We start from the raw sequence: 21,403 nt of genomic DNA on the forward strand, positions 1-21,403 counted from the left end.
AGCAAGAGATTATAACTCTGCCGTCAGGCATGTTTAACTTAACAGGATAAAAGATAATATCTCTATAATTATGTAAATGTAGTGATATTACATGCTGCCATTTGATAAATAGAGATAAACAGGAGGTTTTTAATGAATAAGTTTGAGTTTTTACAAGAAGAGCAAAATTTAGATTATACTCTTAAGGTATTAAACCATGAAATTCTTAATTATATAGAAAAGAGAAAAGGTATAGCTGAGTATATACTTGAATATAGAAAGAAATTTATAGAAGAACATAGAGATGATGAAGATAAGTTAATTGAGTACTTTGACCATGAAAAGTATGTTAAGGAAGAGTCTTATAAGACTATAGATAAAAAATTAGCAGAGTACACTAAGCTTAAAGAAAATCCTTACTTTGGAAAGGTTTCTTTTGCTGATGATGGTATTCAAGAAACAATTTATATTGGGAGATATGGATTAAATAGAGAAGGTGAGTTTGAACCAGTTGTAGTTGACTGGAGAGCACCTGTATCATCTTTATTTTATAAAGGAACTTTAGGTGAAACTAGTTATAAGTCTCCAAATGGAGAAGTACCAGTAGATATTTTATCTAGAAGACAGATAATGATTAAAAAGGGAGTTCTTCAAGGATTCTTTGATTCAGACGTAGATGTTAAAGATGAGATACTTCAAATGATACTTTCTTCAAATACAGGAGAAAAGCTTAAAGATATAGTAATGAGTATTCAACAGGAACAAGATGAAATTATAAGAGAAGATAGGCAAAAGGTTGTTGTAGTTAATGGGGTTGCAGGTTCAGGAAAGACTACTATAGCTCTTCATAGAGTAGCTTATTTGCTATATAATTTTAGAGAACAATTAGGAGATAAAGTTCTTATCTTAGGACCAAATGATATTTTCATAGACTATATTGGAGAAGTTCTTCCTACTTTAGGGGAAGGTGGAGTAAGACAACAAACATTTGTTAATTTTGCTATGAGTGAAATTGGGCTACAAGAATATGTTGTAGATTTTACTGAGTATTTAGAAAAGGCATTAAGAGGAAATACCGAAGTCATTGATGAGATAAAATATAAATCATCACAAGAGTATATTGACTTTTTAGATAAAAAATGTAGTGAATTTGAAGAAAGTTATTTTAAAATTAAACCAGTAACTTATTTCGGTGAAGAAATAGTAGGAGTAGAAGAAATAAAGGAATTATTTGAAAAGCATTATAAATATATGCCTTTATTTAGAAGAAGTAAAAAAATAGAGAGAGTTCTTATATCCAAGATAAAGGATAAGAGAGATGAAAAAGTAAGGGAGCTTAATGCAGAAGTTAAAGAAAAACTTGCAAGTCTTTCAGAAGATGAACTATTAATTGAACAAAATAATATTGAATTTACTAGAAGAATTAGAGTAAGAGAAATAGTAAGAGAAGTTATGAAAGCAAAGGCTGAATTAGCTGCTTGGATAGATCATAAGAATATCGTGGATATTTATAAAGAGATTATGGATATTGAAACTTTATCTTACTTAGATTTAGCACCGATACTATATCTAATGATTAAGCTTGATGGTAAGAAGTGCAAGAGTGAAATAAAGCATATAGTTATTGATGAGGCTCAAGATTATAACATGCTTCAATTTATAGTTTTAAAAGAACTAACTGGGTGTAGAAGTTATACTATAGTTGGAGATGCAAATCAAAGATTAATTAAAGCTACAGGAGAGGCTGCAATGCTTAACTTAAAATCACTTTTTGGTGGATTTACAAAGTATTTTGAACTTAATAAGAGTTATAGATCAACTTATCAAATTATGCAATATGCAAATAAATTACTTGATGAACATGCTATTGTGCCATTTGTTAGAGAAGGTAAATATGATGTTGAAGAAATTGATATAAAGGATAAGGAAGATTTAATAGATACTTTATTAGAGACTCTTGAATCTTATGAAGATGAAAACTATGAAAATGTGGCTATAATAGTTAAAGGTAAGAAAGAATTGAAAGAAATAGCTCCAGAATTAAAGAAATTTACGAAGATTCTTTCTTTTGATAGAGAGGATTTAATATACAGAGGTGGAAGAGTAATAATTCCATCATATTATGCAAAAGGTTTAGAATTTGATGGAGTTATAGTAGTAAATCTAGATGATGAAACAGATAGCCTAGTTAAATATATTATGTGTACTAGAGCACTTCATAGATTGAATGTAATTAATTTTAAAAAATAATTGAATTGTAAAAAAGGTGTTTCAGTTGATATAAACTTTTTAGTAGTGTTTTTATAGCTATTATTAGAAGGAATTTATCAATATTAAGAAACACCTTTTAAATTTAATATATATCTTAGTTTGTTAAGAGTGAAATATTGTGAAATTTATTTTAAAATATAATGTGAAATACTGTAATTTATAAATTTTGTGGTAATATAGTATTATACAATGATAATAAATATATATACAATTCAATACAATACAAAGTAATCGTTTTAAAAGGAGTTTAGTTAAGAACAATGAAAATTAATGAACCAATATATATTAAAATAGAAAAATATTTAAGGGAGTTAATAGACTCAGAGAAAATAAAACCAGGTGAATTATTACCGTCGGAAAATCAATTAAGTGAAGAATTTAATGTAACTAGAATGACAGTAAGGTCAGCTTTTAATAATTTAGTTAAACAAGGATATATTATTAGAAAAAGAGGAATAGGAAGTATAGTTTTAGGAAATAAAGTTTCTGATAATATGGGAGCGATGGAAAGTTTCACAAAAGAAATGTTGAGAAAAGGATATGAAGTAACAACTAAACTTATAAGTTTACTTGTCATAGAAGCTGATGATACTATAAAAGAGAGATTAAATATAGAAAAAGGCGAAAATGTTTGGGAGATAAAAAGAGTACGATATGCTAATGGCGAACCGGTATCATATATGATAACTTATATGCCTGTGAAGATGTTTCCTAACTTAAAAAAAGATGATTGTATATCTTTGTACAATTATATTAGAGATAATAATTATAATATATATAAAGCAAATCGTACAATTGAAGCTATAATTTCAAATGCAGAGCTTATTAATTTGCTTGAGTTAGATTCTGAAGCTCCGATATTGCATATAGAACAGGTTGGGATATTACAAAATGGAGAAGCTTTTGAATATTCACATACTTATCATTATGGATATAAATTAACATTAAATGCTCTTGTAGAAAGCTAATAAGTTAATATTAAAAATTAAATTTAAAATAGTTTTAAAATATATTAGATTATATATTTTATTTAGATTGATCTATTGGTAAATCTAGATAAAAATGTATAGTTTGGTATATTTTTTTGATTTAAATTAGGAATTAATAACTTATAATAATAAAATTACCAAAATAATTTTTTTGGAAATAAGGAAAAATATTATTTATTAAATAAAGTTTATAAAAAGCACTTGAAATGTCTATACAATTGTTGTAATATATACACGAAGTGTAGAAAACGAATACACATTTAGAAAAATGAATAATACAAGTGAAAATTAAAATTTTAAAAACGGGGTGGATTAAATGGAAAAATTTACGGCGTTTATGGACAAATATATACTTCCATATGCAACTAAATTAGGTGCGCAAAGACATCTAGTAGCAGTAAGAGATGCATTTATAGCTATGATTCCTTTAACTATAATCGGATCTTTTGCAACACTTATTAACAACATGCCTTTCAAGGCTTTATCAAATTTCTTAGCAGAAAATACATTTGGTCAACAAATAAAGACTATAAATGGAGATATTTGGTGGGGAACACTAGCAATAATGGCGCTATTATTAGTTATTGGTGTTGCTTACAATTTAGCTAAATCATATGAAGAAAATGGTTTACAAGCAGCAATGATTGCAACAGCAATATTCTTCTTCTTAGCACCACAAGTTGCTTCAATTACTCCAGAAGGAGCTACAGAAGCAGTAGTTGGTTGGGGATTCATGCAAATTTCTTATTTAGGAACAACAGCATTATTTACAGCAATTATAGTTGGACTTTTAGCAACAGAATTATTTGTTAAATTAGGAAAAGTTAAAGCATTAGTTATCAAAATGCCAGATGCAGTTCCTCCAGCAGTTAGTAGATCATTTGCTAAGCTTATACCAGGTATGTTAACAGTTCTTATATTTGCAGTAATTGGTTTAATAGTAAGAACAGTTGCAGATGGTGCATTCTTAACAGATTTAATAAACAAATATGTAGGAATTCCTCTATCAGGAGTTACAGATTCATTAGGTGGAGCTATTGCAATAACATTATTTATCCATGGATTATGGTTTGTTGGATTACACGGTTCAAACATTGCTTTACCAATAACAAGTACTTTATTAACTAAGTTAGGTGCAGATAATGCACAAATAATGGCAACAGGTTCTAGTGAGCCATTACACACATTAGCAGGTCCTTTCTTCGATGCCTTTGTTCACATGGGTGGAGCAGGATTAATAATAGGTTTATTAGTAGCTATAGCTATAGCAGGTAGAAGCAGAAAAGATATGCTTGCTTTAGGTACAGCACCAGCAATATTCAACATAAATGAACCAGTTATATTTGGATTACCAATAGTTTTAAATCCAATATACGGTATACCATTTATAATAGCACCAGTTGTTACTACTATAGTTTCATATTTATCAATAAAATCAGGTTTAGTAAGTCCAGTAATTGTTGCATCAATGCCATGGACTACACCACCAATAATATCAGGATTCTTAGCTACAGGTCATATTTCAGGTGCAATATTAGCGTTAGTTAATATAATTATATCAATAGTAATTTACTTACCTTTTGTATATGCAGCAGAAAGAATGGAAGCGAAGAAATACGCTGAATAAAAAAGTATTTATTAATAGAAATATTTGAGATATAAAAAAGAAATGCCTTCGGATTATTTTGGCCGAAGGCATTTTTGTATAATAAACAATATTATTGGCAAAGATAAACTATCACTTCAATGGAGTTGACCATAATCTTTGTGTAGAAAATCATCACCTCAGCATAGCGATATTTCCCATTTTGCAAAAGCAAAACCTTTCATCTTACCTCAGGTAATCTTTCACCTTTACGAAGTAAGCTTACTCGTATTTTTCTATTTTTTTAATTACGTTTTCATACATGGTATTAACAACATCAAAATTCATAGCTTTTATATAGAATTCTTCTAAATCATCATGTAGAGCATGAGAATTACTAATTAGAGAAATAGCTTTATCAAGTAATTCATAGAAGATTTTACTATTATATTCTATTTCTGAAGCTTTAGAAGCAAGTGAATTAGGTTTTGTATAGTCTTTTAGATAATAATTTATTCCGGAATAATTTGCTCGGTTAATTTCATTGTTGGTTAAGACACATGTTGATATTTCAGGAATGAATATATGCTCAATACGCTCAGGAATAAATGGATCATACATATATTCAACATAATATCCTTTCTTTTGTCCAGAAGTACCTAAGTATTTTAATATATCTGTTTTTCCCATACCTGGTCCACCAGTCAGAACATATATGTTTTTATATCCATTAGATAAATTATCTGCAAAAGTAATTATACCGTTAGGAGTTATAGCTGTTGCAAAAAGTCTACGCTCTCCACCATAGCCAGATATATCTGTTCTAAAAATATCATTTTTTAATGTTTCTATTAATACAGATATTTTATTAGAATCTAGAGATTCATAATTAAGATTACTCCAATCATCATGAATAGACCTTGCAGCAGCAAGATATCTATAAGCTCTTTTGTAACATTTGCTTATATCTCTGTTTATACATAAAATGTCTCTTTTATGCTTTGACAGCATATCCATATCTAGTGCATCACCCATATTTAATATTTCATCTACAGCTCCTGGAGTTATTGGATCAACTATGTGTGGAGATGTGCCATCAATTAATGCTACACCTAATTCTTTTATTACTATTCCATCTAAAGAATTATTGTCAGAGGAACAATGATGATATTCGATTGTATAGCCTTTGTTAAAAAAATAATCTCCTACTTTTTTCATCAAAGAAGATTTACCTGTGCCAGGGCCACCCTTAAGACATAAAATACGCTTGGCATCATCTTGACTTAGAATATATCTATAAAAAGAGTAAAATCCTTTTGATGTATTGCCTCCAGGAAAAAAGTGTCTCCTTTTCAAATTATCCATTTGATCACTCCTAATAAAATTTTAATAATATATTTTATTCAAGCAACCTATAAATGTAGACTTTAAAGAGAATAAAAAATGAAAATACATATGAATAATTGGTGAAAGTTTATGCATATAGATATAAATACTGTAAAAAAGGTATCTTTAAGAATTGATATAAACAAGCATTTTTACTTGTTTATAGTTATGTAATTAGCTTGAAATTATAAAAAGGGAAAAAATGTTTAAAAAAAACTCTTGCATAAATATGATTTTATGATGTATAATTATGCAAGAGTTAAAAAGACATTTCAGAAATAAAAAGGGGGATTAAATATGAAAAAATCATTAATAAAAAAAATAATGGCAGTTGTTATTGTTGGGGTAATTGGAATTATGGCTGTTGGATGTAGTAGTAAATCTACAGGAGAAGTTAAAGACAAACTTACAGAAATAAAAGAAAGTGGAAAATTAGTTGTAGGTATGAGTGCTGATTATGCACCTTACGAGTATCATGCCTTAATAGATGGTGAAGATAAGATAATTGGATTTGATGTTGATATAGCACAAGCTATAGCTGATGATATTGGAGTAGAATTAGAGCTTAAAGAAATGAACTTTGATTCATTATGTGAGGCTGTTCAATTGGGAAAAATTGATATGACTATATCAGGAATGACTCCTAAACCAGATAGAAAAAAAGCAGTAGATTTTTCAGACATATATTATAAAGCAGAGCAAGCATTTTTAATACAAGCATCTAATAAAGATACTTACAAAACTTTAGCTGATTTAGAAGGTAAAAAAATAGGAGCTCAAATGGGATCTATTCAAGCTGAGATAGCTGAAGGAATTGAAGGAGCAAGTGTGAAACTATTATCTGATGTTAACACTTTAATACTTGAACTTAAAAATGGAAATATTGATGCATTAATTATTGAGGCTCCAGTTGCGAACTTAGCAACAACTACTAACACAGACTTAGTTGTTGGAGAAGAAATAATAGAAGATTCTGAAGGGGGATCAGCTATTGGTATGCCAAAGGATTCACCAGAATTAGTTGAGCAAGTTAATTCAACATTAAAAAAATTAATGGATGAAGGAAAGATAGATGAATTTGTTCAAAAAGCAGTAGAACAAGTTAAAAACCAAGTGGAATAGTAGTTAAGGGTTAACAGAGAAAAGTTAATAGTTTATGATAGTTTAATTAATGACTATTAACTTTTAACTCTTAATTTCTAACTAAGAAAAGTAGGTGGATAGGATGAATTGGGATTTTGATTTTATAACCAATGGACAGATGGTTTATTTTTTTCAAGGGGCAAAGTGGACTTTAACAATATCACTTGCTTCAGTTGTATTAGGGGTAGTATTCGGAACTATATTAACATTTTTAAAACGTTCAAAGATTAAATTATTAAAATTTATAGCATCAGCTTATATAGAAATAGTTAGGGGAACACCGTTACTATTACAAATTTTTATAGTTTATTTCGGTTTGAGTAATGTTCTTAAAATAAATGAATTATTTGCAGTTATAATAGCATTGTCATTAAATTCAGCTGCATATGTTTCTGAGCTTATAAGAGCTGGTATTGAAGCGGTTGATAAAGGACAAATGGAAGCAGCAAGAAGTCTAGGCATGAGTGAAAGTATGGCTATGAGATTGATAGTTATACCACAAGCTATAAAAAATATATTACCTGCTATAGGTAATGAATTTGTTGCAATAATTAAAGAGTCTTCAATGGCTTCAACTTTAGGAGTAGCAGAGCTTATGTATGCAGCAAATGTTGTTAGTACAAGAAGTTTTAATAAGACAGAAACTTTAATAATGTCAGCGGTATTTTATTTTATAATGACATTCTCATTAGGTAGACTTATAAAATACATCGAGAGGAGGTTGAAGGTAAGTGATTCAAATTAAAAATCTTCATAAGAGTTTTAATCAAAATGAAGTACTAAAAGGCATCGATGATAACATAGAAAAAGGCGAAGTAGTTGTAATAATAGGACCTTCAGGTTCAGGAAAAAGTACTTTTTTAAGGTGTTTAAATTTATTAGAAGTTCCTACAAGTGGAGAAATAATATTTGAGGGAACTAATATAACAGATAGAAAGATTGATATAAATAAAATAAGAGAAAAGATGGGAATGGTTTTTCAACAATTTAATTTATTCCCTCATAAGACAGTGTTAGAAAATTTAATTATAGCGCCTGTTATGGTAAAAAAAATAAGTGAAGAAGATGCAAAGAAGAAAGCATATGACTTATTAGGAAAAGTTGGACTAGTAGATAAGGCAGATGCATATCCAGCATCACTTTCAGGTGGGCAAAAGCAAAGAATAGCAATAGCAAGAGCGCTTTGTATGGAGCCAGATGTTATGCTTTTTGATGAACCAACATCAGCGCTAGACCCAGAAATGGTTGGAGAAGTTTTGTCAGTTATGAAAGACCTTGCAAAAGAAGGAATGACTATGGTTGTGGTAACACATGAAATGGGATTTGCAAGGGAAGTTGGAGATAGAATATTGTTCATGGATAATGGAAAGATAGTTGAAGAAGGTTCCCCTCAAGAAATATTTAATAATCCAAAGAATCCAAGAACAATAGACTTTTTATCAAAAATTATTTAAAAAGAGCCGAGAGGCTCTTTTTGTTTTGCTGTGCAAAAAGTGAAAAGTCAGCTTTGCTAGGGGGAAAAGTTTTTCTTAAAGATAAAGGTGAAAGGTCAACTTTGCTGATATTAAAAGTTTTGCTGGTGCAAAAGATAAGAAGTACGTTTTCATTATTGCAAAGCAATGTTTTCACTATGATGCAGTCAGATTTTACCCAGAACATAGTTCAATTTTCACTTGGAAATAGTCCACTTTTCGTTGCTACAAAGTAGACAAATAATCATATATAAACTTGCTTACTAATAAAATAGTAATAGATATTAAGAGTGCTTAGGAGGCAAGATGGAAAATAGACTTAATTTGGATTTTTTGAAGATAGAATTTAGAAAGTTATACACTGAAGTTAATAATATCTTCGATTATAAAGGAAAAGATATAATAATTCATTTTAAGAGTATAGTAGAGTATATTATTTTACTTATTTATGAAAAAAATAAGATTTTGTATGATGATAAAGTAGGGTTAAATGAAAATATAACTAGATTATATAATAAGGGAATACTACCTGGAAAGATTTACAGAAATATTATATTAGTCTTATCACAGATAAATATTTGTTATCAGTGTAAAAATGACGAAGATGAAACTGAATGGTTTGAGGGGTTTATAGAGAAATACAAAGATAGACTATATGAAATATTAGTTTTTGTAGCTGTAAAATGTGGTGAAGAAAATTATTCTCTTATATTAAGCGGATTGAATGAAGATGAAAAAAATATATTTAAACAATATTTAAATAACAAAGAAAGCAATATTATTGACAATAAAGATGAAGAGAAGGGATTAGTTTTATATGAAGATGCGACAAATATAGAAGATATAGATTCTGATGAAGTAAAAGAAAAAGTTTCAAAGTTAGTTGAAGCTGGTGAAAATTATTATTTAGGAAGAGGAGTACAAAAAAATAATAAAGAAGCTTTTAAGAATTTTATAGAAGCAGCTAAATATGATAGCGAAGTAGCAGAAGCTTATCTAGGTTTGTTTTATGAAAGAGGATTGTCTGTTGAAAGAAATTATGATTTAGCTAATAAGTGGTATAGGAGAGCTGCAGCTAAAGGTAATTCTTTTGCTCAATATTCATTAGGATGTTTATATCTAAATGGAACAGGAGTAGCTAGGGATTATCAGAAAGCATTAATATGCTTTGGAAAGAGCTCAGAAAGTGAGTATAGTCCAGCTTATTATCAATTAGGAAGAATGTATTATAACGGATATGGGGTAGACAAGAATTTAGAGTTTGCTTTTAAGTGGTATAAGAAAGCTGCAGAGGAAAATTTGCCAGCGGCGCAACATGCTTTATCGTATATGTATAAAACAGGAGAAGGTTGTGAAAGAAATATAGTTAGAGCATATTATTGGGTAGAAAAGGCAGCAGAAAATGATTATGAAGATGCTTATTATATTGTAGGAAAATCTTATTTAGAAGGAATATGTTATGAAGTAAATTATGAAAAAGCATATTATTACTTAAAAAAGGGATATGAAGCTTATGATACAGATTGTATAGAGTCTTTAGCAGATATGTATTATTCAGGATTATATGTAGATAAGGATGTAACTAAAGCTTTAGATTTATACAATAGAAGTATAGAATGTGGAAATAGAAATATATTCTTTAAAGTAGGCAAAATATATGAAGATGAAAACTTGATTGATGAAGCTATAGAACTATACGATATGGGAAGTAGAGAAGGGGATTTAAAATGTATACAGAGATTAGGAATAATGTATTACAATGGGGAATTAGTAAAGAGAGATACAGAAAAGGCCATAAAATATATAGAGATAGCTGCAGAGAATAAGGCTCCACATGCTATGTATATGCTGGCTATAGCATATCTTAGAGTTAATAAATTTGGAGAAGACACTACAAGGATAGTTAAGAAATTATTAGAAGAGGCTTATGAGCTAAAGTCCCAATTTGCAGCAGAATATTTAGCATTTCTAATGTTAGCAGATAAAAAGGATGGTAAAGATATAAATGAAAAGAAACTACTAGAATATTTGGAGTTTGGGTTTGTTAATGGAGTAGTTGGATCATCTTTTCAATATGGCTATATATACGAAAATGGTATCGTAGTAGAAAAGAATTTAGAAAAAGCTTATTCATATTATAAGATGGCTGCTGATAAAGATTATATAAAAGCTATAGTTAAGCTTGCTTCTTGGTATAAGATAGGTAAGTTTTTACCTCAAGATATAAATGAATCTATAAAATTATATACAAAAGCAGCAGAGCACAACGATATTGAAGCTATAGAAAGTCTTATAGAGATATATGAATTAGGGTTTGGAAATAGTAAAAGTGATATTAAAGCATTAAAATATGTATTTAAACTTATAGAGCTAGATGCATTAAAAGGGAAGTGTAAGCTTGCTTATTATTGTTTAGCCGGGATAGGTGTAGAAAAAGATGAAAAGAGAGCAAATGAGATAATAAAAGAAATAGAGGATATTGATAAAGGAACAGCTAATAATCTTAGATGTATTTTAGCAGAAAAACGATTAATTACTAATATGTCTCAAGATGAAATAATAAACACTTATATGGAAGGAATAGATCTTGGAAATTCAGATTGCTATGGAAACTTAGCATTATATTTATATAATAATAATCTATATAAAGATAAAAAATACGAAGAATACTTTAAATCAGCAATGGCAGGTAAGGATCTTGGAATAAAGAAATGTAACTACGTTTATTTAAAAGATATATTAAAGAAAAAAGAAGAAAATTCGATTGTAACAGAAGAAGAGATGAGAGTTGTAAAAGATTTAAGAGATATGATTGATAAGGGTATGTATGAAGCTATAAATGACTTATTAGAATGGTATGATATCAGAGATAAAACAGATGATAAGAATTACTATGAATTAAAAAAACAAGCTATCTTTTATAATATTACAAGGCCTAAACAAAAGCATAAAAAAAAGCTGTCAAGGCAAGAAACGCTTAATGTAATTACTATAGTTTCAGTATTTATGCTGATTATAATAATGATATATGCAATAGTTAAATAAGGTTTAGAAATTAGATTAAAGTGCAATAATTTAAAAAGTATAACTTAATAGTTGATGTGGGCTACTGGTATCACTTATACATAAATAATGTATTTCCTTTTTATGAGGAGGTGATACTAATGACGAATGAAGCTTTAACTATACTATTACAATGTGGTTTATTTTTTATAGCCTTCTTAGAATTAATAATAGGCTTGATAGATAAATTTACAAAAAAATAGTAGCCCCACCTCACAATTGGACGCTACTAGTTTTTTATAACTATATGTGATACCAGTTGTCTTAAACAACTAAAGTTATATTATAGGAATCTAACATATAACAGTATGTTAGATTCTTTATTTTATGCAAAATTTATATAATTTATTATTATTATTATTATCAAATTTTAATAAAATAAACATAAAATTCAATATCAAATTTAATGTGGCAAATAATTTTTTTTATATATTAATTTTTTTACTTTTTTGAACAAACTTTTAAATTGAACATACTGATTTTTATACCTGAAGAAATTTATTATATTAGTTCTAAATCTACTGTTATTATGCAATTAAATTGCGGGTGTAGCTTTTTAATATCTCGCTCTATAAATTGAGAAAGCTTTTCTTTAGTAAAGCAATCATTTAAATCTATAGGATTTACTACTATATCAAAAATTAAATTTTTAATATCATTTTCTCCAACAACTCTAAAATCATGAAGCGATTTAACTGCTGGATATGTTTTTAATACATCTTCAACAATTTTACGAGCATCAATAATTTCATCAGTGTCCACACAAATAGGATCCATGTGTATTACTAAGTATATATTTAACTTTTTTGAAATCTCTCTTTCAGCAGTATCAATTATATGATGTATAGTCATAACATCAATGTCAGAAGGTATTTCAGCATGAATTGATGCCATAATTCTTCCAGGACCATAGTTGTGTACTACTAAATCATGAATACCATTAATATTTTCATAAGACATTACCATATCTGAGATATTATTAACTAACACTGGATCTGGAGCTTCTCCAAGAAGAGGATTTAAAGTTTCCTTTATAAGTCCATATCCAGAATATATAATAGCACAAGCAACAAATACTCCTATATATCCATCAAGAGGGAATTGAGTAAACTTTGCTAATAAGAATGAAATAACAACTGTACTTGAAGTAAATACATCTCCTAAAGCATCAGTAGCAGCAGCTTTTAAAGCTGAAGAATTTATTTTGTGACCTACAGTTTTATTAAATTTAGAAAGCCACAATTTAAAGAATATAGATACAAGAAGAAGTAAAAATGGTATAACTTCAAATTTTACAATAGAAGGATTAGTTATTCTTTCAAAAGAACTTTTAATAAATTGTAATCCTACTAACATAACTAAAAATGACACTATTAAAGCAGAGATATACTCTATACGACCATGTCCAAAAGGATGCTCTGCATCAGCAGGCTTATTAGCCATTTTAAATCCAATTATAGTTATGATAGAAGAAGCTGCATCAGATAGATTATTAAAGGCATCAGCCATTACAGCTACCGATCCAGCTAAAAGGCCAACGGATAACTTTATTGCAAATAATAATACATTAACTAATATACCTACAGCACCAGCTAAGTTACCGTAAGCATTTCTAACTTTGATATTATCGACTTTTTCATTATCCTTGACGAATGTTTTAATTAGGTAATTTGTTATCATATTAAAAACACCTCAGAAATATTTTTTGCATTAACTAAAATAAATATTAGTTCAAAATCAAAAGCCCTTATTTGGTAATTTGAAACTAACTAAAAGCTTGAGTAATTTGATAGCTAGAAGTTAGATTATAAATATATTTATACTAAATATATTAACAAGGATTCTCTTATATTCTATATCCTAATTTATCCAAAAACAAAAGTCAATAAGCATATCTTATTGAGAAAAATATGAAAATAGGATATATTATAAAGTATACGGCAATAAAGCAAAAAGGGAGAGAATTACATGGAAAAAGTATTAGCAAAAGAACTTATAGAATTTTTATATAATAGTCCATCAGCGTCTCATGGAGTAGAATCTGTAAAAGCTATGTTAAACGTAGCTGGATTTACTGAAATAAAGGAAGCAGATAAATGGAACCTTAAAAAAGGGGATAAACATTATGTTGTAAAAAATGATTCTGCTCTTATAGCTTTTGAAGTTGGAAATGAAAATATAGAAGAGGCAGGATTTAGACTTATAGGAGCACATACAGATGTACCAGGTTTTAGAATAAAGCCAAATCCACAAATGATTTCTGAAAATACATATGTAAAGTTAAACACAGAAGTTTATGGAGGACCAATATTAAGTACTTGGTATGATAGACCATTAGGAATTGCTGGGAAAGTTGCAGTAAAAGGTTCATCTCCATTAAAACCAGAAATAAGATTAGTTAATATAAATAAACCGTTATTAATAATCCCAAGCTTAGCTATACATATGAATAGAGAAGTAAACAATGGTTATAAATATAATGCACAAGTAGATACATTACCTTTATTAGGACTTATAAATGACAAGCTAGAAAGAGAAGACTATTTAATGAACACTTTAGCGCAAGAGCTTAATGTTGATAAGAGTGATATCTTAAACTTTGAACTTGGATTATATGAGTACGAAAAAGGATCATTAATAGGAATGAATGAAGAACTTATATCTTCTGGTAGATTTGATGACTTATGGATGGTATTTGCAGGAGTTAAAGCTTTAATAGATAGTAAGGAAATAGATGCAACTAAAGTTATGGTATGTATAGATAATGAAGAGATAGGAAGCAGAACAGCTCAAGGTGCTGCATCTTCTATACTAAATAATCTTTTAGAAAGAATAATATTAGGATTAGGAAAAGATACAGAAAGCTATTACAGAGCGTTATCAAATTCAATAATGATTTCTGCAGACCTTTCACATGCAGTACATCCAAACTTAGGAGATAAACATGATCCAACAAATAGACCTGTATTAGGAAATGGACCTGTTCTTAAGATAGCTGCATCAGGAAGCTATAGCACAGATAGCTTTAATGGAGCAGTATTTGCATCAGTTTGTGAAGCAGCAAATGTTCCATTCCAAAAATTTGTTAATAGATCAGACGTTAGAGGTGGAAGTACTATAGGACCAATAACATCAGCTTTATTAAATATACCTGTAATTGATATGGGAGCACCAGTTTTAGGAATGCACTCTATAAGAGAGTTAGCAGCTGTTAAAGATAACTACTATACTGTTAAAGCATTTACAGAATTCTTTAGCATTTAATTAAGATGGAACAGTTGAAAAGCAAGGATTAAACTTATAATTTAGGAAATTTTAAGCCAGCAATATGCTGGCTTTATTTTTTGGATAATTTTGATAATTATTAGGAGAGATTAAAACTCTCTTTTTTATTTTACAATAAAAAACAAAAAAAGATAAAAAAGCAAAATAATGATGAATAAAATTGTTTTGATAGGATAGAATCAAGACGTAATTACAAAAAAATGGATAATAATGAGGTGAGTAGTGTATTTAATTTAAGGATAAAAATTAGTAATACAGTATGGAGTTTTGTATTAATATGTGCAATATCATATTTAATATCTTCTTATAATGTTTATAAAGGAGAAGAAGTCATACCTAATATTTTAGGGATGTATGGATTTACAATAAGTACAGGAAGTATGGAACCAACTATTAATGCTGGAGATTATTTAGTAGCAAAAAAAGTAAAGAGTGATGATATTAAAGTAGGAGACATAATAACTTTTGTAGAAGAAAATATAATAATTACTCATAGAGTATCAGGGATTATCAATAATCAGTACGAAGAGATAATGTTTATAACTAAAGGCGATGGAAATAATGTGGAAGATGATATTTCTATAATGAGTGAAAATATTGTTGGTAAATATGTATTTAAAATACCTATGCTTGGATATGTTTTAGATTATTTTAAGTATATGAATCCAATGATAAAAGTAGGAATTTTATTATTAATGTATCTTATTTATTTAAATATAGGTAAAGAAAAAAATATAAAACAGGAGGAACAGTATGAAGAAAATAGATAAAAAGACAGCATCGCTTTTCATAATTTTATTATGTTTTATTATAGGAGGTAGCTTAAGTTTCGAAAGCTTAGCTAGATTTACAAAGAAATTTGAGATAGTAAATAAGAAGGTAAGTGTAGCAACTTTTGAAGTAAGCGCAGATAGTGAATTTGTATCAGAAGCTGAAATTAAGCCTGGAGATGTATTATCGGCAGATACTATAAAATTAAAAAATGATAATGATTATCCAGTTGAATTTACTATTAGTTTAAGTGAAAAGAGTGAAAATAATAATAAAGACAAGTCAACAAGTGAAGGAGCTAAAGACTTAATAAAGTATTTGACATTAACCATAGAGGGGGTGAATCAAACAGAATCAAAAAATCACTATACAACTATAGTAAATCCTAATAATGAAAAGGTTGTTTCAGCTAAAATAGAATGGATTACAGATGATGATATAGAAATATATGAGAATGATATATTAGATAATATTGCTAGATATACTTATGATATTAAAGCTAAACAAGTATTAGTTGATGATACTATACCACCAAGCACAAGTGATGAAAACAAAGAAATAGTATTTTATAAAAGTGATTTCGGAAATACAAGTTATATACATGATTGAAAGATATATGATCAATCTATAGAAAATATTAAAAAAGTTTATATAAAAGATTCTTCTTTAATAGTTGGAACTAGGGCATGGGTTGCATTAGGAAATGAAAATCTTGATTTGAAAAGTCAAAAATTATATTTTGATGCAGAAATAGAGATATTAGATGAGTTAAATAATAGCAAAGGAAATGGATTTAATCTTACAGTTGGTATTAGAGATACATTAAATGAAGACAATAGCAATAATTTTACGTATCAATTTTATAAAGTTAAAGAAGATAATAAAAGTAATATATTCACTAGATTAACTAATAATAATGGTTCAAATCTTCAGAATGTAATGTATCTCAAAGATAATAATGATATAGTTATTGATAGTGAAAAATTAATATTAATAGGAGAAATAGAGCTAAACGGGGATGAAACAATTGTATGTAATCTTATTATAAAAGATTATAATAGTAAGACTATATTATATGAAAAACGGTTATATGGAAGAAAATATTCTGAAAATAATAAGATTTTTATTAATATTAGTGGATTTTGTGGTGGAGAAGGAGTAAAAATTAACTCAATGGAAGTAAAAGCGAAGGAAATATAGATATAAAAAGTTTTTTGTATAAATAATATATAGAATTTTAATAAGAGTTACGAACTAATAATTTAGTAAGTAACTCTTATATTATTATCTAGAATTTATTGTTGTAACTATTCCGTTGGTCATAGTAAAGTCATATTTTTCGGTATTAAGTAAATTTCTGCAATCTTCAATAGTAAATTTTGATGGAATTTTAGTAATTTCGGATAAAGTTACAGGGCTTCCAGATAAACTTACGACTGATTCTATATAATCTTTTTCTGTTAGTGTATTGAATTTTAGATTTAGGTTTTCATAGGCTGTTAATACTCTTTTTGCTTGATCTAAAACTACAACTTTTCTAGCTTCATCCATATAACCCGATAATTTAGGGGTAAAGGCAGCAGCTAATACTGCAACTATAGCTATAACAACTACTAATTCTATTAATGTAAAGGCTCGATTTTTAGAGTGGGGTTTAGATTTTTTATTCTTTATCATGAATATCCTCCAAATATATTTGCTTATCTAAAAATTATGAACATATTTATGGATAAATATTCAAAATTAATTAAATCTGAAGTAATATATTATGAGATTTTAGAGAATAGTCTTTTATTTTAGTAAAAAAATAAGCTACCAATGGCAGCCTATTAAAATTCAAAATCATTTATGCTTTCGATGAATATCTTACCGTCTTTATCTACTACAACTTTAGCAATTACGTCAGAATAAATACTAGGTTTACCTATAGTTACAGACACATTGTATCTTATTTCGTACATTGATTCATATCTAGCATCATTATTTTCTATATTTTTTACTAATGTGATAAGTAAATCAGAATAAGAAACTTTTTCGCCATAAGATATTATCTTATTTATCATGTTTTCAGCACCTTCTGGTGTAAAGTTTTCTTTTATGTAATTCTCAGCTTCAATAGATTGTTCTTCATTAGAGTAATCTTTTGTATATAAGTAGTCCATAATTTCAGTAAATTTTTCTTCTATTTTTTCTTCAGTAATTTCTTCAACAACTACATTTGATTCGACATTTTTATCATCTGAAGAAATTTCATCGTCTTTTTTATAATCTTCTGGTTGTTGTTCGTGTTGTTCTTGATTAGAATTTTGAACATTATTATTATCATTGTTGTTTCCACAACCAACAAATAAAGAGATTGATAATGCTGATATTAAAATTATTGATAAAATCCTTTTTTTCATTACATTTCCTCCAAAGTATAAAATAGGTACAAGGTAATTATAACATAAATAAAAAAAATAATAAAAGTTTAGAATAATAGGACAAAAAAGTGGTTAGAACAATAGTAAGAAGTAGAAAAACTACTTCTAGAACTTTGATTTCACATCATAGAGTTGGGACACAGACCTAATATTATGTTAGGGCATAATTCCATCTTTATATTATTAAATTATTAATAAGCCTTATATATGAGGTGATGGTTCAAAAGTATTCAACACAGATGATGTTGAGCATAATCTCGGAAATCCTTAAAAATATACATACTGCATTAATATAAGGACATCAAAGTTATCTTTTAGATAACAAAAAAGGTTATGAAATATACTTTGTGAGTACAAGTCACGATGGTTAAGGGACTGTTAGTAATTTGATAATCTATAGTTTATAGCTATAAGTATTGTAATGTTAAAATATTACAATGATGAAGCAGAAAACTATAAGTGTGGTCAAAGTTCTTTTATTTTACATAAGAGTAATGAATTTTTTGTAATTGTGAAAACTATATTGACATGGTAAAAAAAGGATGTTAATATATAAAACAAATATTAACTAATTAATAATAAAATAGCTATATTTTGAATACATTATCAAACATATAGGTTTATGATTGATAAAACGTTTTCTTAAATAATGCAATTTTGATAAAAAGTTAATTTGGGGATGAAATTTTGAGAATAATAAAAAAAGGGGGCTAAAAGGTATGAAAAAGAGATTATTAGGGGGAATATTAGCTTTATCTATGCTGACTATGGGGCTAGTTGGCTGCGGAAATGGACAAGGTTCATCTGATGATGCAGATGAAATAGTAATTGGGGCAATAGGACCATTATCTGGTGCAGCATCAACATATGGACAATCAGTTAAGAATGGAGCTCAAGTATTTTTAGATAAGGTTAATGCAAATGGAGGAATCGACGGAAAGCAAGTTGTATTGAAGTTTGAGGATGATGAAGCAGATCCAACTAAATCTATAAATGCTTATGATAAATTAGTAAATCAAGATGGAGTTAAACTTCTATTAGGGCCTGTAACTTCAGGAGCAGCTAATGCAGTTGGACCTAATGCTACAGCTGATGGTGTTCCTATGATAACTCCTTCAGGTACAGAAACTAATCTTACCACAACTGGTGGAGAATATGTATTTAGGACATGCTATATAGATGCGACACAAGGTGAAGTTATATCAAAATATGCTAGCGAAAACCTTGGAGCAAAAACAATGGCTATTCTTTATAATAAGGATTCAGATTACTCAATAGGTATTGCAGAAGCTGCTAAGGCACAATTCGAATCTAATGGAGGAACAGTAGTAGAGTATATATCTTACAATGATGGAGATAAAGATTTCTCAGCTCAATTAACTAATATTAAGAGCTCAAATCCAGAGGTTTTAGTATTACCTGATTATTATAGCGTGGTTCCAGTTATTGCAGACCAAGCTAGAAAGATAGGAATAACTTCACAATTAATGGGTGGAGACGGATGGGATTCACCAGAATTAGTTAAGATAGGTGGAGATGCTGTTGAAGGTGCTGTATTTGTAAATCACTATTCACCAGATGACTCTGACCCAGAAGTTCAAGAATTTGTTAATTCATATAAAGAAAAATACGGAGAAACTCCAGATGCTTTTGCAGCATTAAGCTATAGTACTTTACAACTTTTCGAAGAAGCTATAACTAAAGCAGGTTCAACTGATGGAGAAGCTGTTAAAGATGCATTAAAAAATATAGATGTTGATACAATTTCAGGAAATATAAGATTTGATGAAAATAGAAACCCACAAAAATCAGTATCAATAATAAAGATAGAAAATGGAGAAGCAAAACTTGAAACTAAAGTCAATCCATAAAACTAATATTAATATGAGCCACTTACTTCGGTACTAATTCACTAGCATAAGAGTTTCTATTGTTCCTTACATTAAAAATTGCTAAAGTTTATGAACTCACTACGTTCAGGCAATATAAACATTTTAACGCAATTTTTAATTGCAGGAACAATGAAAATCTAAATACTAGTTCATGATGTACCTGTATAAGCATCTCATATTAATAAAATGTTTAATGAATTATAAAAACAAAGATAAGTTAAATTTAATAAGCTAACAATTAGTTTGAAGGGGGGAAAGAAATATGGCATTTATACAGCAAATTATAAATGGATTATCGTTAGGATCTATTTATGCACTCATAGCTTTGGGATATACCATGGTTTATGGAATTATTAAATTAATAAATTTTGCTCATGGAGATATCTACATGATTGGGGCTTTTGTAGGATTATACTGTGGGACGACTTTAAAGTTATCACTTATTCCAACATTATTGATATCAATGCTTGGGGCAGCATTGGTAGGAGTAATTGTTGAGAAGGTAGCTTACAAGCCATTAAGAAATTCACCAAGAATAACATTATTAATAACAGCGATTGGGGTATCTTTGTTATTACAAAATGGTATGAGGTTATTAATGGGACCTTCACCTAAGGCATTTCCAAAGTTATTAAGCAAGGAAGTAATAAAAATAGGGGCTTTATCTATAGAAACGTCAAAAATATTAATGCTTGCTGTATCAATAGTCTTAGTTCTTCTTCTTCAAATTATTGTATATAAAACTAAGGTGGGTAAGGCAATGAGAGGTGCTTCATATGATATTGAAGCTGCATCATTGATGGGAATAAATGTTAACAACATAATCTCACTTACATTTGCTATAGGATCAGCTCTTGCTGGGGCAGCAGGAGTACTTGTATCCTTAGCATTCACTGTAGTAGAGCCTTATATGGGCACAATTCCAGGATTGAAAGCATTTATTGCAGCTGTTTTAGGGGGGATAGGTAGTATACCAGGAGCATTAGTCGGAGGTTTATTGATAGGAGTAACTGAAACATTGACAAAAGCATATATATCTACCACTTTATCAGATGCAATAGTGTTTGCAATTCTTATAATAATTCTTCTTGTTAAACCAACAGGTTTATTAGGAAAGAAAGTAAATGAGAAAGTGTAGGTGAAG

Annotated in this window: 19 protein-coding genes; 15 read left to right on the forward strand and 4 right to left on the reverse strand. The window is 28.6% G+C overall.

Going from position 1 to position 21,403, the window contains the following annotated elements; genetic code table 11:
* The first annotated feature begins 132 nt into the window (after positions 1-132).
* The 3 genes from ARA56_RS09365 (at position 133) to ARA56_RS09375 (ending at position 4,866) form a co-directional block, all read left to right on the forward strand.
* Positions 133-2,229 carry a HelD family protein gene (locus ARA56_RS09365; RefSeq protein WP_055266037.1) on the forward strand — a complete coding sequence of 699 codons (2,097 nt, stop codon included), beginning with the start codon at positions 133-135 and terminating at the stop codon, positions 2,227-2,229.
* 281 nt (positions 2,230-2,510) lie between these two features.
* On the forward strand, positions 2,511-3,218 hold the full coding sequence (locus ARA56_RS09370; protein ID WP_207731812.1) for a GntR family transcriptional regulator: 708 nt from the start codon (positions 2,511-2,513) through the stop codon (positions 3,216-3,218).
* 337 nt (positions 3,219-3,555) lie between these two features.
* Positions 3,556-4,866 carry a PTS sugar transporter subunit IIC gene (locus ARA56_RS09375; RefSeq protein ID WP_055266039.1) on the forward strand — a complete coding sequence of 437 codons (1,311 nt, stop codon included), beginning with the start codon at positions 3,556-3,558 and terminating at the stop codon, positions 4,864-4,866.
* Between the two features lie 240 nt (positions 4,867-5,106).
* On the opposite strand, the gene ARA56_RS09380 is transcribed toward ARA56_RS09375, so the two are convergent.
* Entirely contained in the window at positions 5,107-6,189 is a 1,083-nt protein-coding gene (locus ARA56_RS09380; RefSeq protein ID WP_070205681.1) for a PRK06851 family protein, read from the reverse strand.
* 318 nt (positions 6,190-6,507) lie between these two features.
* Between ARA56_RS09380 and ARA56_RS09385 the strand changes: the two genes are divergently transcribed.
* The 6 genes from ARA56_RS09385 (at position 6,508) to ARA56_RS16945 (ending at position 12,091) form a co-directional block, all read left to right on the forward strand.
* Positions 6,508-7,332 carry a transporter substrate-binding domain-containing protein gene (locus tag ARA56_RS09385; protein WP_055266042.1) on the forward strand — a complete coding sequence of 275 codons (825 nt, stop codon included), beginning with the start codon at positions 6,508-6,510 and terminating at the stop codon, positions 7,330-7,332.
* A gap of 103 nt (positions 7,333-7,435) precedes the next feature.
* Positions 7,436-8,098, forward strand: a complete 663-nt coding sequence (locus ARA56_RS09390) for an amino acid ABC transporter permease (RefSeq protein ID WP_055266044.1) — start codon at positions 7,436-7,438, stop codon at positions 8,096-8,098.
* Positions 8,085-8,807 carry an amino acid ABC transporter ATP-binding protein gene (locus ARA56_RS09395; RefSeq protein WP_055266046.1) on the forward strand — a complete coding sequence of 241 codons (723 nt, stop codon included), beginning with the start codon at positions 8,085-8,087 and terminating at the stop codon, positions 8,805-8,807. Before ARA56_RS09390 ends, ARA56_RS09395 begins: the two co-directional genes overlap by 14 nt.
* A gap of 20 nt (positions 8,808-8,827) precedes the next feature.
* On the forward strand, positions 8,828-9,061 hold the full coding sequence (locus tag ARA56_RS09400; protein ID WP_055266048.1) for a hypothetical protein: 234 nt from the start codon (positions 8,828-8,830) through the stop codon (positions 9,059-9,061).
* Positions 9,062-9,131: 70 nt separating this feature from the next.
* On the forward strand, positions 9,132-11,870 hold the full coding sequence (locus tag ARA56_RS09405) for a tetratricopeptide repeat protein (protein WP_055266050.1): 2,739 nt from the start codon (positions 9,132-9,134) through the stop codon (positions 11,868-11,870).
* Between the two features lie 119 nt (positions 11,871-11,989).
* Entirely contained in the window at positions 11,990-12,091 is a 102-nt protein-coding gene (locus ARA56_RS16945; RefSeq protein ID WP_231074160.1) for a putative holin-like toxin, read from the forward strand.
* 298 nt (positions 12,092-12,389) lie between these two features.
* Here ARA56_RS16945 and ARA56_RS09410 read toward each other — a convergent pair whose 3' ends face one another.
* The gene (locus ARA56_RS09410) at positions 12,390-13,568 is read right to left on the reverse strand and encodes a cation diffusion facilitator family transporter (RefSeq protein ID WP_055266052.1); all 1,179 of its coding nucleotides are present in this window, start codon (positions 13,566-13,568) and stop codon (positions 12,390-12,392) included.
* A gap of 288 nt (positions 13,569-13,856) precedes the next feature.
* Between ARA56_RS09410 and ARA56_RS09415 the strand changes: the two genes are divergently transcribed.
* The 4 genes from ARA56_RS09415 to ARA56_RS09430 all read left to right on the forward strand — a co-directional run bounded on the left by ARA56_RS09415 (position 13,857) and on the right by ARA56_RS09430 (position 17,144).
* On the forward strand, positions 13,857-15,152 hold the full coding sequence (locus ARA56_RS09415) for a M18 family aminopeptidase (RefSeq protein WP_055266054.1): 1,296 nt from the start codon (positions 13,857-13,859) through the stop codon (positions 15,150-15,152).
* 236 nt (positions 15,153-15,388) lie between these two features.
* Positions 15,389-15,943: a signal peptidase I gene (locus tag ARA56_RS09420; protein ID WP_172675758.1), complete on the forward strand. Its 555-nt coding sequence runs from the start codon at positions 15,389-15,391 to the stop codon at positions 15,941-15,943.
* Entirely contained in the window at positions 15,927-16,553 is a 627-nt protein-coding gene (locus ARA56_RS09425; RefSeq protein ID WP_055266058.1) for a hypothetical protein, read from the forward strand. Before ARA56_RS09420 ends, ARA56_RS09425 begins: the two co-directional genes overlap by 17 nt.
* 108 nt (positions 16,554-16,661) lie before the next feature.
* On the forward strand, positions 16,662-17,144 hold the full coding sequence (locus tag ARA56_RS09430; RefSeq protein WP_055266060.1) for a hypothetical protein: 483 nt from the start codon (positions 16,662-16,664) through the stop codon (positions 17,142-17,144).
* 84 nt (positions 17,145-17,228) lie between these two features.
* Here the strand turns inward: ARA56_RS09430 and ARA56_RS09435 are convergent, their stop codons facing one another.
* Both ARA56_RS09435 and ARA56_RS09440 read right to left on the reverse strand, forming a co-directional pair.
* On the reverse strand, positions 17,229-17,621 hold the full coding sequence (locus tag ARA56_RS09435) for a prepilin-type N-terminal cleavage/methylation domain-containing protein (RefSeq protein WP_055266062.1): 393 nt from the start codon (positions 17,619-17,621) through the stop codon (positions 17,229-17,231).
* A 152-nt stretch (positions 17,622-17,773) separates the two neighbouring features.
* Positions 17,774-18,346, reverse strand: coding sequence for a hypothetical protein (locus ARA56_RS09440; RefSeq protein WP_055266064.1), 573 nt, complete (start codon positions 18,344-18,346; stop codon positions 17,774-17,776).
* A gap of 740 nt (positions 18,347-19,086) precedes the next feature.
* On the opposite strand from ARA56_RS09440, the gene ARA56_RS09445 reads away from it, so the two are divergent.
* A complete protein-coding gene (locus ARA56_RS09445) occupies positions 19,087-20,238 on the forward strand; it encodes an ABC transporter substrate-binding protein (RefSeq protein ID WP_055266066.1) in 1,152 nt (383 codons plus the stop codon).
* 283 nt (positions 20,239-20,521) lie between these two features.
* Complete coding sequence (locus ARA56_RS09450; RefSeq protein ID WP_055266068.1) at positions 20,522-21,397, forward strand: branched-chain amino acid ABC transporter permease; 876 nt, start codon at positions 20,522-20,524, stop codon at positions 21,395-21,397.
* The last annotated feature ends 6 nt before the right edge of the window (positions 21,398-21,403 follow it).

This window comes from Clostridium disporicum, from assembly GCF_001405015.1.
In the GTDB taxonomy this organism is placed as follows: Bacteria; Bacillota; Clostridia; order Clostridiales; family Clostridiaceae; genus Clostridium; species Clostridium disporicum_B.